Origin of the sequence: Rhodococcus sp. 05-2254-6 (genome assembly GCF_002258565.1) — a bacterium.
Lineage (GTDB): Bacteria > Actinomycetota > Actinomycetes > Mycobacteriales > Mycobacteriaceae > Rhodococcoides.
Genome location: NZ_NOZF01000128.1, coordinates 1 through 14,950, shown reverse-complemented (window position 1 = coordinate 14,950; position 14,950 = coordinate 1). Strand labels below are relative to the sequence as shown.

At 62.1% G+C, this 14,950-nt stretch carries 12 protein-coding genes and 1 pseudogene; 9 read left to right on the top strand and 4 right to left on the bottom strand.

The annotated features are described in order from the left end of the window. The 4 genes and pseudogenes from CH256_RS16415 to CH256_RS16400 form a co-directional block, all read right to left on the bottom strand. Window positions 1-739 (bottom strand): annotated as a pseudogene (locus tag CH256_RS16415) (hypothetical protein); the annotation flags it as partial. Between the two features lie 32 nt (window positions 740-771). Continuing rightward, window positions 772-1,596, bottom strand: a complete 825-nt coding sequence (locus CH256_RS16410; RefSeq protein ID WP_015586073.1) for a hypothetical protein — start codon at window positions 1,594-1,596, stop codon at window positions 772-774. Window positions 1,597-1,599: 3 nt separating this feature from the next. Further along, complete coding sequence (locus CH256_RS16405) at window positions 1,600-2,148, bottom strand: SAF domain-containing protein (RefSeq protein WP_230591630.1); 549 nt, start codon at window positions 2,146-2,148, stop codon at window positions 1,600-1,602. A 168-nt stretch (window positions 2,149-2,316) separates the two neighbouring features. Continuing rightward, window positions 2,317-2,877 carry a hypothetical protein gene (locus CH256_RS16400; protein WP_139278540.1) on the bottom strand — a complete coding sequence of 187 codons (561 nt, stop codon included), beginning with the start codon at window positions 2,875-2,877 and terminating at the stop codon, window positions 2,317-2,319. 689 nt (window positions 2,878-3,566) lie between these two features. Here CH256_RS16400 and CH256_RS16395 point away from each other — a divergent pair. The 9 genes from CH256_RS16395 to CH256_RS28365 all read left to right on the top strand — a co-directional run. After that, window positions 3,567-4,265 carry a hypothetical protein gene (locus CH256_RS16395; protein WP_015586069.1) on the top strand — a complete coding sequence of 233 codons (699 nt, stop codon included), beginning with the start codon at window positions 3,567-3,569 and terminating at the stop codon, window positions 4,263-4,265. An 877-nt stretch (window positions 4,266-5,142) separates the two neighbouring features. Beyond that, window positions 5,143-6,057 (top strand): ParA family protein, encoded by a 915-nt coding sequence (locus tag CH256_RS16390; RefSeq protein WP_015586067.1) that lies wholly within the window; start codon window positions 5,143-5,145, stop codon window positions 6,055-6,057. Continuing rightward, the gene (locus tag CH256_RS16385) at window positions 6,054-6,773 is read left to right on the top strand and encodes a hypothetical protein (RefSeq protein ID WP_015586066.1); all 720 of its coding nucleotides are present in this window, start codon (window positions 6,054-6,056) and stop codon (window positions 6,771-6,773) included. The genes CH256_RS16390 and CH256_RS16385 overlap by 4 nt, the downstream gene beginning before the upstream one ends. Window positions 6,774-7,233: 460 nt before the next feature. Next, window positions 7,234-7,404, top strand: a complete 171-nt coding sequence (locus tag CH256_RS28140) for a hypothetical protein (protein ID WP_015586065.1) — start codon at window positions 7,234-7,236, stop codon at window positions 7,402-7,404. A 223-nt stretch (window positions 7,405-7,627) separates the two neighbouring features. Continuing rightward, complete coding sequence (locus CH256_RS16380; RefSeq protein ID WP_032364989.1) at window positions 7,628-13,000, top strand: telomere-binding protein; 5,373 nt, start codon at window positions 7,628-7,630, stop codon at window positions 12,998-13,000. 3 nt (window positions 13,001-13,003) lie between these two features. Further along, window positions 13,004-13,654 (top strand): helix-turn-helix domain-containing protein, encoded by a 651-nt coding sequence (locus CH256_RS16375; RefSeq protein ID WP_015586063.1) that lies wholly within the window; start codon window positions 13,004-13,006, stop codon window positions 13,652-13,654. A 103-nt stretch (window positions 13,655-13,757) separates the two neighbouring features. Continuing rightward, a complete protein-coding gene (locus tag CH256_RS28645) occupies window positions 13,758-13,883 on the top strand; it encodes a hypothetical protein (protein ID WP_254924250.1) in 126 nt (41 codons plus the stop codon). Window positions 13,884-13,889: 6 nt separating this feature from the next. Beyond that, entirely contained in the window at window positions 13,890-14,528 is a 639-nt protein-coding gene (locus CH256_RS16365) for a hypothetical protein (RefSeq protein WP_015586061.1), read from the top strand. Between the two features lie 100 nt (window positions 14,529-14,628). Further along, window positions 14,629-14,950: hypothetical protein (locus CH256_RS28365; RefSeq protein WP_218829142.1), on the top strand; the 322-nt coding region annotated here is incomplete at its 3' end.

Below are 14,950 nucleotides of genomic sequence, written 5' to 3'. Positions count from 1 at the left end.
GGTTGGGGTTGACCTGCGAGAACGGTCGTCCACCACCGGGTGCGCGCTGCGCGAGGTTGGTGAGCCAGTCGTAGAGCTCTTCGTCGCTGTCCGCGATCGGCGGTCGTGCCTGCAGACTCCCGTCGGGGTACATCACAATGACGCTGTCGCCGTTGATGAGGATGTTCTCGACGTTCGGGTCGTCGACGAGCGGCTGAAGTGGGCCGAGTCCGAACAGCGTGTCGAAGACCGCTTTGACCAGCGTCTGTTCCTCTTGGACGCTCAGCTGTTCGTGACCGGTGTCGATCGCGGACTGCACTTCTTTGCTGACGAGATCTATGACGATCTGCCTGCCCGACTCACGCTCCTCGTCCGGGGTCATGGCAGTGACGCCCAGCTCAGGGTTGAGGGCCTGATCTGCTCGTTGGGTCTTACGGAGAGAGAGGATTTCGGATGCTTCTTTGGTCAGTTGCTTGACCAATTGGTGGTTGGTCCTCGCGACGTCCGACCGCTCAGCTGGAAATGGTGATGGCGATGTGAACGGGACCGTCTCGAGTCGCTCGGGTTCCGGGTGGGAGTGGCGACCGTCCTTGCCGGCTGCGGCGAGCAGACCTGCAGATGAGGAGCCGTATTGCCCGCTCCTGTAACGAGTTATCTCGTTGTCGCCATCGTCGAGGATGATCGGATCGGCGGCAAACATCGGTAGGTCGGGTAGGGCTGGTCGCTCGTCGTAGTCGAAGTCGGGGGCGTTGTTGGTCATGCGGGTGTTCTCCCTTTGGCCTTGTCGGCTCGTTACGCGGGCTGTGAGCTGTATGGCGAGTTGGCGATCCATACGGGCTGGTGCGTTTCGTGGAAGCGCTCGATCTTTTGCCAGGTTCCGTCGATTGCGCGTAGATAGCTTGATCGACGTCGCCGCCAATTACTGAGCGAGGCACCTTCGGAAAAAACTTGCGCGTGTACCGGTGATTCGGGAAGGACTGCGATGACGTCGAGGCCGGTCGCCGCGGCGGTCTCGGCTGCGCTGTAGGGCTCGGTACCCCTGACAATGAGGCCGATGCTGGCCGGCGACTTCGTATTCTCCAGATGCTGCTGTAGTGGGCCCAAGCCAGCACGAACCGCTGCCACTGCGGTCCTGGTCGGTCTGAGCATTATGGCGATAACGTCACTGTGACGGATCAGGTCTTGATGTCCGGACCGTAGATTGAGGCGACCGGCGTCGACGAGCAGGTCACCGCCGCCCTGTTTCGACAACAACGCCAGATGTGCCCCCAACGGGCCCCACGTCGACTTCATCGATTCCGTTTGAGCTGCATTGACCAGGCCGGGGACGAACCATCCTTGCGCCTTGGTCGGCTCCTCTGGATCGAACGGCCCGATTCTAACTATTTGGTGCTGGAAGGCTGGGCCTATTCGGCCGTGCCTGTTCGGCTCGACCAGTTGGATGATCGATCGGTCGTGCCGGCGGCGCGCGTGAAAGTACCCGGCCAGCGTCGGGGACGATCCGATCGGATCGGCCTCGATGTACAGCAGCTTGCGGGAGTCTGCGGTGAGAGCGATGCCCAGGCCGGTCGTCGAGACGCCTGGCGAGCCGGAGATCGAGGTCAGGGTGACGAGCATGGCTCAGCGCTCCCGGGAGTCGAGGACGATGGCGACGCGGTTGGTGGCGGCTCGGGCGGCGATCCAGCTGGCCTCGTCTTTCTTGACCAGAACGTCCACTGTCGTCTGTCCGGTCTCGGGGATGTCCTTCACGGCAACGACCTGTGCGTTCGCGGTGACCGGACCCTGCACCGGGGAATCGTCTTGATCTCGGGGAGTGTCGACGATCCGGACGTTGTCGCCTGCGAGCAGTGGCTCTGCGGGAAGTTTGCCGATTGCGACGGTGATGCCGACCAAAGTGTTGTCCCCGCTGGGGATTACGGCGTTGGTGAACGACGATGGGTTCAGTGCCGATCCGCTCAGGAGCGGAACTGCTGCGCTCTGGCCCACGACCGATGCTTTGTCTGTGGCAGGAACGGTCGCGATGGTCGCATCGCTGTTGACCTCTGCGGTTTTGAGGTCGTCGGTGGTGATCGTCTCCCCCTGTGGCACGTCGCGGGCGAGCACCAGAATTGTCGTGGTGGCGCGCATGGCGTTCACCAAAAAGACCGCTCCTACGATTGCGACGGTCATCAAGGCGACTCCCGCGATCCAGTACGACCGTCGACGGCGCACTTTGGTGGTGGATACGACTTCGGTGAAGTCATGGCCCGGCTTAGGAGATGCCTCTCTTGCGCTGCGCGGCTCCCCCACTGTGGCGGTCGATGTCTTTTCTTTGAGATTGCCGAACATGGGCATAGCTCAGTCACTTTCCGTTTGTGTCGTGGCGTCGAGGCCGAGATGTGCTTTGAGGGCAGTTCCGATGAGGTGGCTGCGGGAACGGGCCTTGAACTGGTCTTTCAGTTGATCGATGATCACCCAGTCATCGGCGTACAACCCGACCGTGACTCCCTTCTTCTCCGCCTTACCCTCAGACGGCTTCCCACCTACTCCCCTGGCGCGGAACAGACCTCCGCCGACCTTGCCTCCCGGAAACAGAAGGCTTTCGAGATCGCTGTGGACATCCTCGATAGCAGTGATGACCACCTCGCCGTGGGTTCTCCCTGTCCGTTTGCTCTCCTTCGCCAGACCGTGTGCAACCCCGACAGCAAGATGAACCGTCGACGGCACAATCGTGTCGTCGTGCCCCAATTCAGCTGCACCAGAGGATGTCTCCTCCTCGTTTGAACTCAACTGCACCACCTCCGCTGACATAGCACTTATCGATCCGGCCGGCGGCGGTGGCATGAAGGCTGCCCCGAGCGACTGTCGCGCAGGCGGAGATGTCGGCACGTTCGCACTCTCAGCGCTGTCGGTCCTCACTCACGATCCTTCCGATGTCCCCGTGTACCTGAGTCGCAGGCTTGAGTGCGACGTACGAGATATACCGGGTCTCCCGGACACCGCGAACAGCGTCGATCCGAACCGAACCCTGCAAAACGAACCCCGTGTTCGTCCCGCAAGAGGACCCCATCCCCTCCCCACCAGGACAAAGGCTATCTCCACCTCAACAACAGTGGTGATCAACACGCGGTACATAACATTTCAGTAACAAGGTAGTCGATCGCGCACTCGTTCAGTTCCGAAGCAAACGCGGCGCGGCACCGACCCCTGACGGTCCGTGCCGCAAGCAATGTCCTCTGCAACTTCTACGGGCCGTTGACTGACTCTCAACCGAACTGCACTCGGCGCTGCCTCTTGACTCCAAGACAAGTTGGATTGTGATCACTGCCACGTGATCACAACACGATTTTGTTATCGTTTGACACTCATGTCGGACTGATGTGGTTCTCGTGACTCAGTGCTATTTGATTCGATGGCTTTCATGTGTGTCCACAATCTGCCGCCAATGTTTCTTCAACGCAGCGTCGTTCACCGACGATCTTGAACCGATCGCCATGCAGAGCTCACCAGGAAAACCACCACATCTACCTCTTCGGCCGTGGGCACAGTCATAGAACTGATGCCAGAGGGGTGGTGACACACCACCATTTACCTGCAACCATTGAACGATGAGCTTCTCCGACACCGCCACCGCGCCAGGCAGCGGCGTCGCAGCCCGAACGCTCGACGACCTACGATGGCACCGCGAGTTCCATCGTCAGTCCCAGTTTCGCTGGTGGGACACCGAGGCCGCGCTCGTTGCCACCGAATTCACTCGTGGACAGGACCAGTTCCACACAGTGCACGACCTGGCACAACTGGAGCGATGTCGGCTAGCGCTCGCCGACTACACCACGACCTGCCAGCGAGCCCTGGGCCGCGCCCTCAAACAGTCACAACACGTTCTCGACACGCAGAGCTGGACTTTCGCGACTGATGCGCTCCTGCTGTTGCCGTGGACATGCGAGCAGAGCAGCTACCTTGCGACCTGGGCCGACCCGCACGATCCGACAGCTCTGAGCAACCCTCAAGTCCGGCGCATTCAACGTTCCTGTGAGCGCATGATGTTCGGAAATCCCCTCATTCTTAGTTGGGAATTGAGCCACCTGTGGAGCCTCTACCGAGCCGCCGAGACACTGCTCGAAGACACCCTTGTAGATCTCACCGTTGAACTCTCAGAATCAGTCCCTGACGCCACCCTGCTGTGGGCCACCCAAATGGCGTCGAAGATCGGTCTGGAACAACGGATAGCCGAACAGCGAACGACCCGCGGAGAGCCTGGCGATCCCCGCCGCCGACTGCGTCAGAGCTATTCGGATCTACGCTGATTGGAACGCGAACAGTCCCCCGTTGACCTGGCGTCTTATGTGAAATTCGTGCCAGGCTCGCGTCGAACTACGTAGCAATCCTCGCACTCCCCTACCGATACCTCTCCCCTCAACACTTCGCTTGAGCCTTCGCGAAGCCAGCAGAGCCTGCGGATTGGGAGTCGCGGCCATGATCGCAGCTCGAATCGCACGCTGATTCGCACATATCGACGCTTTGTCGATCCGACATAACTACCCACTCTCGATCCCGTTCATCATCCCAGTGCTCTGCTCCCCTACCTCCGTTACCGTCTACCGGGCAATCATCCCAACACAATGGGCGTAGCACTTCGTAGTACTCCTCGCACAGTAAAGCGTTGGTTTCATCGCGTACTAAACCGCGTGTTTGAGGGCGTACAAATACGCTTGTTACACCGTTGTTTAATACGCGTAATACTACGCATGCAATACCGGGTAGAACTCCGCACGTCAACACGCGGGTTAAATACCGTTTTGGTCAGCACATCAATGCCCGTGTTTCTTCACGTGTTAACAAGGGTGTTGATATGCGACTTAACGTGCGTATTGGTACGCTGTTACTAGGGCGCAGCACTACATGTTTTATTGCGCGTGTTTTGCCGCGTAAGAGTGCGAGCATTGATACGCATGGTGTTACGCGACTTAGACCGTGTTGACTGACGTGCGTGACTGGGCGTACTCTCGCGCACACAACCACGCACGACAACCTGCGCATCCGCCCGCACAAGAGCGTGCGGGACAAGTCGAGCCGCTCGCACGTACCGATTCGGCACCGTGAACGCCTCCCGGTCACGCTTCTCCACGGCAGCGCTCGAATAGATGCACGCGGATCCAGGACTCTGGAAGGAAGGTTCTATCGATGGCAATATCAAATTCCCTCGCAGTCACCCAAGGTAAAGGGGGAGTGGGCAAGACGACGGTTGTTGCCAACCTCGCAGGCCTGTTCGCCGCTGCCGGCTACCGTGTTCTCGTCGGGGAGTTCGACCCTCAGGGCAACCTGGCCCGCGATTTCGGTTACGAAAAGCAGTCCGGTGAAGAACTTCTGATGTCGTTGATGTCAGGCGGACAACCCCCGATCATCAAAGACGTCCGACCCGGTCTAGACGTCATTCCCGCTGGTCCTGCGCTCGTCGACGTTGCTGGCATGATGCTCTCCAGGCTCAGCCGCGGGGGCGAATCGCTGGGGCAGATCCTCCACAAAGTCCTTGCCCCGATCGTTCCCGACTACGACATTGTTCTCTTCGATACCCCGCCAGGCGACGTGATCATCGGTGATGCGGTGCTGTACTGCACGTCGTCCGTTCTCATCCCTACTCGCGCCGACGATGGCAGCCTCGACGGCCTCGACCGCGTCGCCGAGCGCTTCGCGCGTGCCCGGGAGCACAATCCGCAACTGAGATTGGCTGGCATGCTTCTGTTTGCGGTCGGCAGTAGGTCACAACGGCTCCAGGACCAGGTGAGGGAAAGTATTACGCAAGCCATTCCTGACACCATTGCCCCCATCTTCGGCACGACAATCCGCTACATGGAGAGCGCCGCTGCCGACGCGCGGCGGCATGGGCTCCTAGCTCACGAACTCGAAGGCGCTACTGCTAGCGCAAAGAAGGCTCGGTTGAAAGCGCTGAGGGACAAGGTGAAACCACCCAGCCTTCTGCTCTCTCGGGATGCAACCGGGTTGGCGGATGACTACGAGGCCCTAGCAGCTGAGGTCTTGCAACGCTTGGCCGAGCTTGCTGCCGAAGCCGATCACGCAGAAGAGGTAGCACCCGCATGAGCACCACTGATCGCAAGAAGCGACCCAGCCTGGCGGACCAATTCGACAAGCCCGCTCCCCGTGGATCTGGCCTCGCCAACATTTTCCCTCGCAATGGAACGGGTTCCCTCGCCAGGCCTGCCGCAGTGGAACCACGCTCGACCGACGTGGCTGCCGAAAGAGCCGTCGACGAGCCGCACGTACAGGCTCCGGACGTGACATCTGCACCGGATGCTCCTGCAGCACCTGCACCAGAGCCTCCGACCGAGGTTGCTACATCTGCCTCGCCCTCCGGGGGCAGCACTGCCGCAACCGAGGACGTAGCCACCACACCCGAAACCGGGGCCGACACCGCTACAGCGGAGCCGTTGGCTGCGATTGTCGGTGATGAAGATGTGCGCCCGATCGCGGTCTACGTTCCCGCGACGGTCAAAGAGGCCTGGAAGACGCGATCTCAGCGGGAGAAGAAGTCCTACGGCGAGATCGTCGAGGATGCCTTCGCCGCGCACACCCCGGAAACCTTGGTTCGCCTCTTCGCCCCTCGCGCCGTCGAATCGCCACGCGGTGGCATGCCGCGTCTGGCCCGCCCGAAGGTCGCGAGCGGGGGAGTGGAGGTGCGTCCACATCTGTGGGTAGCCCAGACCCGATGGATAGACGAGCAGGTAGAAGCAAGTCCGCTCATCCCCTCACGAAGCGCGCTGATTGCTGCGGTCGTTGAGGACTATCTGATCTCTTGATCCGCCGGGCCAGAGCGTCTTGCTCCTGGCTCCCCACCGTGCTCCCCACCATGCTCCCCACTCCGGTGGGGAGCGTTTTTTTGCCTTTGAGCTGCCCTTATCTCCATGCTCCCCATGCTCCCCACATAAAAGAGCCAAGGTCACGCGTATATCGATGAAGGGGCTTGCGCAGCGGGTCGGTTCGACGAGCTGGGGTGTTCGTCGTGTCCGGTGCCGCAGAGACAATGTCGAGAGATTTCGCCACTTCTGTCACAGAGGTAGATCGAGACGGATCTACCTGTCATGTGTGGTGCGAGGGCGGGTACGGACGAGGTGCGGAGGAACATGTGAACGTGGCACGACAGGCAGGCGACACACCGGATGTCGCGGCCTCCCTGTTTCTGTTACCGAATCCGTTTAATGTGATCGCATGGCTGGAAGCAAACCTGGGAGAGAGTCGAAGGGCCCTCGCATACCCGCAATGGTGCGCACGCCCGACACGCAGTATGCGCATTACAAAAACGAGGCCGACGCCCTTGGCCTCGACCTCAGCGACTACTACGTCTATGTCATGGCGCTGCACCATGATCTACCCATGCCGCATTACATCCAAGATCGAATCGATCCCGCACAGTACAAGCTGGGCGCGTGATGACCTACCCCTAGACAGTGAAAAACCCCCCTCGTGCTTGGCGGCGAGAAGGGGGGTCTTCCGGATTCACAAGTGAGCGAATCGCTCCGCTCCAACCACCCACCGGGAACAACCACGAACACGACAGGAGGTGTATTGACATCATAGCTCAGTACCCCTGCCTCGCCGTGATTTGCGCTCCGAACCCAGCGCGCGTCGTACATCTACGTGTCGGCGGTGAGTCGTGACGTCACCGACTCCCAACCGCGGCCACATGTGGTCGATGGACAACATCCGTCCACGCCTCGAGCAGCTCGGCGGCTTCAAAGCCACATCGAGTACCCAGTTTCAGGCGAGATGCCCCGTTCACGACGACCGTCACGCTTCGCTGTCTGTCACCTGGACTCCGGGCCACCACGGTTCTGGAATGGTGCTGCTGCGGTGCCATGGCTGCTCAGCGACGGCCGCAGAAATCGCCGAGCGTCTCGATATCGGTGTGTCCGATCTGTTCGACGAACCCTTGCCGAGTCGGGATCCGAGCGCACCGCGTGTCGGTAGATCCCCGCAGCAACGGGCAGCGGGCAAACGACGTGGGCGTCTGGGGCGTCTGCCTGCTCGGATTGCCGGTCCGATGCCGGAGCCCGAGGTCGAGCACTCTTGGTCGGAAGTTGCGCGCTATCCCTACACCGATGCCGACAGCGTATTGGTGCAGGAGGTCATCCGCGAGGAGTGCACCTCGTGCGGCGTCAAACACAAACGATTCCGGCAGTTGTTCGTCGGTCCGAATCGCACGTACGTCAAACGTAAGCCTGCGGTGTTCACTCCGGTCCTGTTCGCGATGCCGCAGCTGCAAGCGGCGCTGTCGGCCGGCCAGCCGGTGTGGCTGCTCGAGGGCGAAAAGGATGTCGAGACCGCGATGCGTCTCGGTCTGTGCGCGACCACGAATGCCCAGGGTGGCCTGAACTTTCCGCCACAGCTCGCCGAGGTGTTCGCCGGTGCCGCAGTGCGCGTTGTGCTCGATCGTGACGCCGCAGGATACGAGCGCGGCATCGAACTGGCGTCGCTGCTCGGCGCAGTTGATGCCGAGGTACAACTGCTGCTACCCGGCACAACAGATGACAAATCAGACTTCACAGATCACGTCGAGGCCCAGCTGTGGGATCCGGACGATATGTGGAACGGGTTGATTCCCGTCCATGTCGGTGAGGTTGCGGCACATGCTGCGCTGGCCAAGCTGCGCGGCAAGGCCGCCGAGGTCGAAAAGGCGGCTCAGGAAGCGGCTGCGCGTGCCGAGCGCGGGCGAGTATCAGGTCACCAGGATGAGTGCGCAGACGAGATCCGCCTCGCTGGGCGCTGGGCCGTCGAGGCGGAGCGCCTGTTCGAGCCGTTGAGCGAAGCCGTCGATGCGGTGCGTAGTTTCGCTGCCGCTGAGGGCACGAAGTGGTCGCAAGAAGCGGTCGATGCCGCTACCGCTGTGTGGCGTACTGCCCGCACGGCTGCCCGTGCCGCACACGATATTTCGCGCACTCCGATTCCACCGCTGCTGCACGACGAGGACGAGCACGACGCGGTGCCGCCGGCGACCGGATCCAGCCACATCGACGCCGGTGAATCGACACATCCGCTCCCTGACGGACCCCGACTGCACCTGGTCGGGGCGGCCACCCGCGGCGCTCAGATATCTGCACCGACGTATCGGGTCGTAGAGGGAAGCCTCGTCGAAATCGTCACCAACCGAGATGGCGAGCAGACCGCCAAAATGGTGCTCAGCATCGATGCTCGGATCGTGGAGATGGAATACCTCGAATCGCAGGACGACGGCCTCGACGTCGACGCACCGACCCTGCTCGGACGCGAAGATATCGTCGGGCAGCGGGAAGCCAATCCGCCGTCGCCCGAACAGCTTTCCGCTGTCGTCATCGGGTACACCCATCCCGATACGGGCGAGTTCATGCGTATGCGGGTGGACGCACAGGACTATCGGGACTGCACCTGGGCGGATTCTCTTCCCGGGCCGCCGACGTACGACTCCAAACCCTCTGGAATCGCCAAACTTCGCGACGCCCTGAAAGTGGCGGGTGGAGTGACGATTGCCCGGACGGTTCGATTCCGTTCCACCGGTTGGCGTAAGGACCGAAACGACGAGTGGTTCTACGTGCACGCGGGTGGCGCTATCAGTGCTGCCGGTGCCCGTGTTGCGCCGGTTCTGCTCAGTGGACCGCTCTCGCGTTACGACCTGCCGTGCCCGATCGCCGATGCACCTCGATTGCGTGATGCCTTCATGGTCGATTCGGGATCGATGCTGACGCGTCTGCCGGTGCGAATCGCTGCTCCGTTGCTCGGGCACGTCTTTCGCGCGGCCTTGGGACCCAACCCCTGGGTTCTTTCGCTCATTGGTTCGCCCGGTTCGTACAAGACCTCGATCGCGTCGATCGCGATGCATCACTTCGGTGAGCTGTGGGATCGTCGGCGGCCGGCATCGTCGATGTCAGGTAACGGTGACACTCTCAATGCGCTTCGCATCAAACTGAATTCGTCGAAAGATGCGCTGTACTGGGCCGATGATGTCGCTCCCACACGAGACTGGGGGGCTGCACAGAAAGCGCTCGAAGAGTTCGCGCGCATGGTCCACAACGGCGAACAACGGAGCCGTTCCAGTCGCGACGGGTTGAGCATCCTCGACGGCACCGCCCCCCGATCGTCCGCGATGGTGACCTCCGAGGTCATGCCTCGACCAGGGTCCGGCGCTCAGCGCATGTTGGTGGTGCCGTTGCAGTCCGACGAGATCGAACTCGACGAGCTGATTCGACTCGACAGTGAGCAGTCTCGACATGGACGCGCCCTGCTGATGGCCTCGTTCCTGCAGTGGTTGTGCCCCCGCCTCGAGGAACTGCGGGAAAAGGTCTTCAACGAGGGCGCGCACTACGCCGAGGGCTTACGTGAGCAGGGTGAGACCGTGCGCCAGGCCGAAGCGGTCGGTGCAGTGTGGGCAGGGTGGCAGGCGTTCACCGCTTTTCTGCTCGATGTCGGCGCGCTCGATGCCGATGAGGTCGAGCAAGTTCTCGACGTCGTCGACGGCGGATTGCACGACGCGGTCGTCGCTGCGGCCGATCCCGATCTGCCTTCACGTACCGGGGCGCGGGTGCGCGAGCTCCTTGCGCACGCACTGCGTACCGGGTTGGCCTACGTCGACGACGTTCGTACCGGTGAAGCACCCGACCGCCCGCTCGCCGGCCGGTTGGGGTGGCGACGGACGTTGGTCTCGGACTATCAGGACGTCAAGAAGTACCGCGAAGACGCACGCGGGATCCGGTTGGGGTACGTGCTCACCGACCCCGGACCACGCGACGGTGAAGCGCAGCTGTTGATCGAATCGACTGCCCTCGAACAGGTTCTGAAAGCCGCGGCATCGACGATGTCCGATGCTCCACAGATCGATCGAGGCACGGCGCTGCGGGCCCTCTACGACGAGGGAGTTCTGATCGCCGAGGAACGCGCAGGCAAGACACCCCGTTACACCGTCCAACGCACCATCCATTGTGAGGAACGGCGGCAGCGGATGACCGCTCTCCGTCTGTGGGCGATCCTCGGCGACGGCCCCGACGACGGTCAGATCGGCATCTTCGACGCTGATGGCGGACCCGACGATGCACCGGACGGTACGACACCGAGCGACGTTCCGGGTTCGACCTCCGCAGTGGCCGACCTCGCGACGTTGTTCTCGGTATCGAACAGCGACACCTCATCGACGACGGGCAGCTCTCGTGCCAACGACGCGGAAGCTACGTCTGACAACTCCGAACAGGAGGACATTCCAGTGGGAAGCTACCCCGATGCCGAGGGCCATATCGCTGTGGCAGAACATATTTCGCCGAGCGTCCCGTGCGTGAAGTGCGGAGTGGGCTCGGGCCTTCGCTTCGATGGCCACGTTCTGCACGCGCAGTGCTGGTTCGGAAGCACAGCTGCCTCCCGCGCTGCACTGGTTGCCGATACCGCAGCCGCAGCGAAGCCGCCTGCACCCGCCTCCACTGGCCCGCGGCCGTCGAACGAACCTGCTCGTCGAGCTGCTTCCGAGGCCGCCGAGTCGAGTGCTCCTACGGTTGCGCAACCCAGTGCGCCGCTCGAGACCACGCAGCCTCGGCGTTCAGCTCCCGCGAAGACCGCGGCCAACCCGTTCGCTGCCCCTGCCGCCGTCCTGGACGTCGATGGCATTTGGATGCCCGACGGAAGTCGAATCAATTTGCCACAGAACATCTCTCACGTCGGTCATGTCGCCGCGCTGGTGCAGGAGCTGCGTCTGGGCACTCAGACTTCGTCGTGGCAGAGCGAACCGGGACAGATCTGGGTGACCGCGGCGATGACCGAGAAGTTCGGGGTGGATCTGAGCACGCTGAGCGACGATCCGTCGCAGCGACGCAAAGACGTCGGCGAGGCCACTGCCGGCACAGCGTTCGTCACAGATGCAATCGCCGACGGTTGGACCCTGGGCAAGCCCGGTGACCGGCTCGGTGCGTGGACCCGTGTGTGGCGCACCCAGGGCGAGCACCGCGGTGTGTGGGTCGTCCTGGCTGCCGGCATGAACGCCGATCCACGCGATATCCCTATTCTCGGAGACCGACCGTCCCCGAGCAAACTCGCGCGTCGATTGTCGCTGTTCGCCAGCGCGTTGAAGATGCCGTGGGTGATCACCCCGCAGTCCACAGGTTTCGACCTGATGATCTCGACTCGATTCAAGGACCGCGAGCGGATGTTCGGGGCACAGACTCCCGTCGGCCCGGCCACCATCAGCTCCCTCGAGGACGATTACGCATGGTCCCGCAAACCGACCAGCGACGAGACATCGATGATCTACGTCCACGCGTACGACCGAGGAGGCTCGCATGCTGCGGGAATCGCCGGTTTGGAGATGCCGATCGGATCGGCCACTCATCATCCAGACGGGCGAGCGTTCGACAAGAAGCTGCCGGGCTATTGGCGGGTAGAGGTTCCCGAGGCAGGGGACTGGCGCATCCCACATCCATTGATGCCTCTCGGCGGCCGGCCGGGCCTGCTGTGGGTGACCACACCGAGTCTGCAGGTCGCCGGAGAACTCGGCTACGAGCTCGAACCTGTCGAGGCCTACGTGTGGAACGAACATGGCCGAGTACTCGATCCGTGGTACGAGCGAATCCGGGACGCACGAACAGCTTTGGACGTCGACGACGTCGACGCTCAGTTGGCCAGAGATCTGCTCAAGGGCGTCTACACGCGCACGATCGGCCAGATGGGGTCCTCGGTTCATATGACCGGACGAGCAGGTTTCTCGCCTGAGCGACGCCATCACATCATCGCCAAAGCGCGGGCGAACATCACTCGTCGCATCGTCAAGATCGGCACCGTCTCCGACCGGTGGCCGGTGGCCATCACGAACGACACGGTTCTCTACACCAGCAACGATCCGGATCCGATCGCGTCCTGGCCTGGGGAGGACAAGCAGCTCGGTCGAGGGTTCGGCCAATACAAGTGGGAGGGCTCCGCTCGACTCGGCGATCATCTCGAGTTCCTCGTCGGTGGCCGCTACAAGGGCAAGGAAGCGCTGACGATGAACTGGGATGCCACGACAGGCAAGGGGGAATAGCCAATGGCCGGGCGCAAGCATGCTGGCTTCAAAGAGAACCTGGAAGCAGACGAACGCCGACGCAGCTCACTGTTCCAGGGCTTGACGGGCAGGCGTGGTGCCGATGTCTCCGGCAAGGCCGGCACCACCCCTGACATGCGTGGGATGCTCCTCGCCGCGTACGGCCCGGGCACTCGGGGCGGGGTGAACACTGCCGCAGCTGCGCGCGATCTCGGAGTCTCACGTCGTACGGTGGAACGCTGGGTTGCCGCCGAGGGACGCCAGCGAATCTCGAAGCCGAAGGCCGAGACTCTGAGCAAGCTCACCACCAAGTCGCGGCAGGCAGCGACGACGCAACAGGGCCGGCGCGCCGCCATCAAAGCTGTCCGAGAGAGCAAACAGGGCAAGTCGATCGCCAAATACGGTGCGCGCGTACAGATCAAGGGCCGACAAGGCGTCGCCGGTGGGGGAGGGTTCTACATTCGCAATCGTTCCATCCAGATCCCCCCGGATCAGAGTGGTATGTCGCCATCCGATGTCGAGTCGATGTGGTCGGCGTACGAACGCGGCGGCGACAAAGCGCTCTCGAAGTGGCTCAGCGGCTACGCCAGCGATCGGTACGTCGACGGATGGACCTTCGAGAGCATCGACAACATCTCCATCGACCCGGTCTGACCATAAGAGTCTGCGAGTTCAGGTGTTCGGAGTGTCCGGTGCAACCGCTACGGTATCGGTGGAATCGCGCACGGCAGCGCTCTGCAGGAGGGATCAGAAAGACATGTTCGAGACCAAGTCTCAGCAGTGGAAGACCCGCGTCGTTTCTGCGTTGGCGGGTCTGATCCTCGTCAGCATGGCTGTGCAGGCCAAAATGGGATACGGCGTCTTTCTCGGACCACTCCATTAGAGCGACATGAACCCGAAGCGGCCGCGGTGGACCAAACGACAGCTCGAGGTCGCATTCACCGCGTGCTACGGCCCCTTGGTCAACGGTGGTGTCGATATCGACTATGTCGCAGCGGCATTCGGGGTGACTCGCCGTACCGTTCAGCGTTGGCTGCAGGGCTCACCTCGCGCTCGAGCGGCCATTCCCGTCCGCCGGTTGCAGCAACTTCAATTTCCCCTTCCTGAAATCCGACGTGTCGAACAGCAGACCCTCGACAATGCACGAACTGTCTTGACCGGGCTCGATCTTCCCCGTGGCCGCGGTGTCCGCAAGGAATGGCGAGAGCGACGATGGCTGGACCCCCATGTCGTGGCGATCCTCCGTCCCCACGGCTCTCCGGACCTGCGGCAGGTAGCGATCGCCAGAGGCGCACCACGCCCCGTCGCGGCACTACATAAGCGGGGCCCGCTCGATGACTTCGTCACCGTTCCCACCCGTTTCCACGCCGACGCCCTCGTCGGTGAACTGCTCGACCGCGTCGGCCCATGGCGGCTCTATCCGGACGACCGTGTCGTCGAGCTCGGCCGAACCCGCGTGTGGGCCGCATGGGCACCACCGATCGACCTACCCGCTATTGCCCGCGGTGCGGGCCTACTCGACAACTGATCAGCCTCGACCGCCGTACCCACGCTCAGTACTCGTATCCGCACCCATGACTGTCCAGTGTCGCCGCGACGAGAGAATGTCAAAGAAAGAGTGAATCGCGATGAATCGCAACAACAACTGGAACTCAAGCCTGTATATCGCTGCTGTTCCGCTCGGGCTTGCTGCCGCCTACCTAGTCGTGTGTTGGCCTTTCGAGGCATTAGTCTCGGTTCAGAGGCATCTCGGTACCGGATCCGAGGTAGTCACCGAGTCGACCCCGCCGACGATGCCCGGCGCTCAAATTGGCTTCCTAATTCTCTTCTTCGCCGCAGTTGCCGGTCTCGCTCTCGTCGCGGCGGTGCGCCGGTTCATCGAACCGAACGAGACCGAACCGAACAGCTTCCCTGGGACGTGGCGAGCGCGGACGCTGATGAGTGCAGGAT

Bases quoted from the DNA above. Each gene is read 5' to 3' on its own strand.
- CH256_RS16385 (WP_015586066.1), top strand. From the start codon at position 6,054: ATGAGCACCACTGATCGCAAGAAGCGACCCAGCCTGGCGGACCAATTC.
- CH256_RS16390 (WP_015586067.1), top strand. From the start codon at position 5,143: ATGGCAATATCAAATTCCCTCGCAGTCACCCAAGGTAAAGGGGGAGTG.
- CH256_RS16410 (WP_015586073.1), bottom strand. From the start codon at position 1,596: ATGCTCGTCACCCTGACCTCGATCTCCGGCTCGCCAGGCGTCTCGACG.
- CH256_RS16365 (WP_015586061.1), top strand. From the start codon at position 13,890: ATGAACCCGAAGCGGCCGCGGTGGACCAAACGACAGCTCGAGGTCGCA.
- CH256_RS16395 (WP_015586069.1), top strand. From the start codon at position 3,567: ATGAGCTTCTCCGACACCGCCACCGCGCCAGGCAGCGGCGTCGCAGCC.
- CH256_RS16405 (WP_230591630.1), bottom strand. From the start codon at position 2,148: ATGACCGTCGCAATCGTAGGAGCGGTCTTTTTGGTGAACGCCATGCGC.
- CH256_RS28645 (WP_254924250.1), top strand. From the start codon at position 13,758: ATGTTCGAGACCAAGTCTCAGCAGTGGAAGACCCGCGTCGTTTCTGCG.
- CH256_RS16375 (WP_015586063.1), top strand. From the start codon at position 13,004: ATGGCCGGGCGCAAGCATGCTGGCTTCAAAGAGAACCTGGAAGCAGAC.
- CH256_RS28140 (WP_015586065.1), top strand. From the start codon at position 7,234: ATGGTGCGCACGCCCGACACGCAGTATGCGCATTACAAAAACGAGGCC.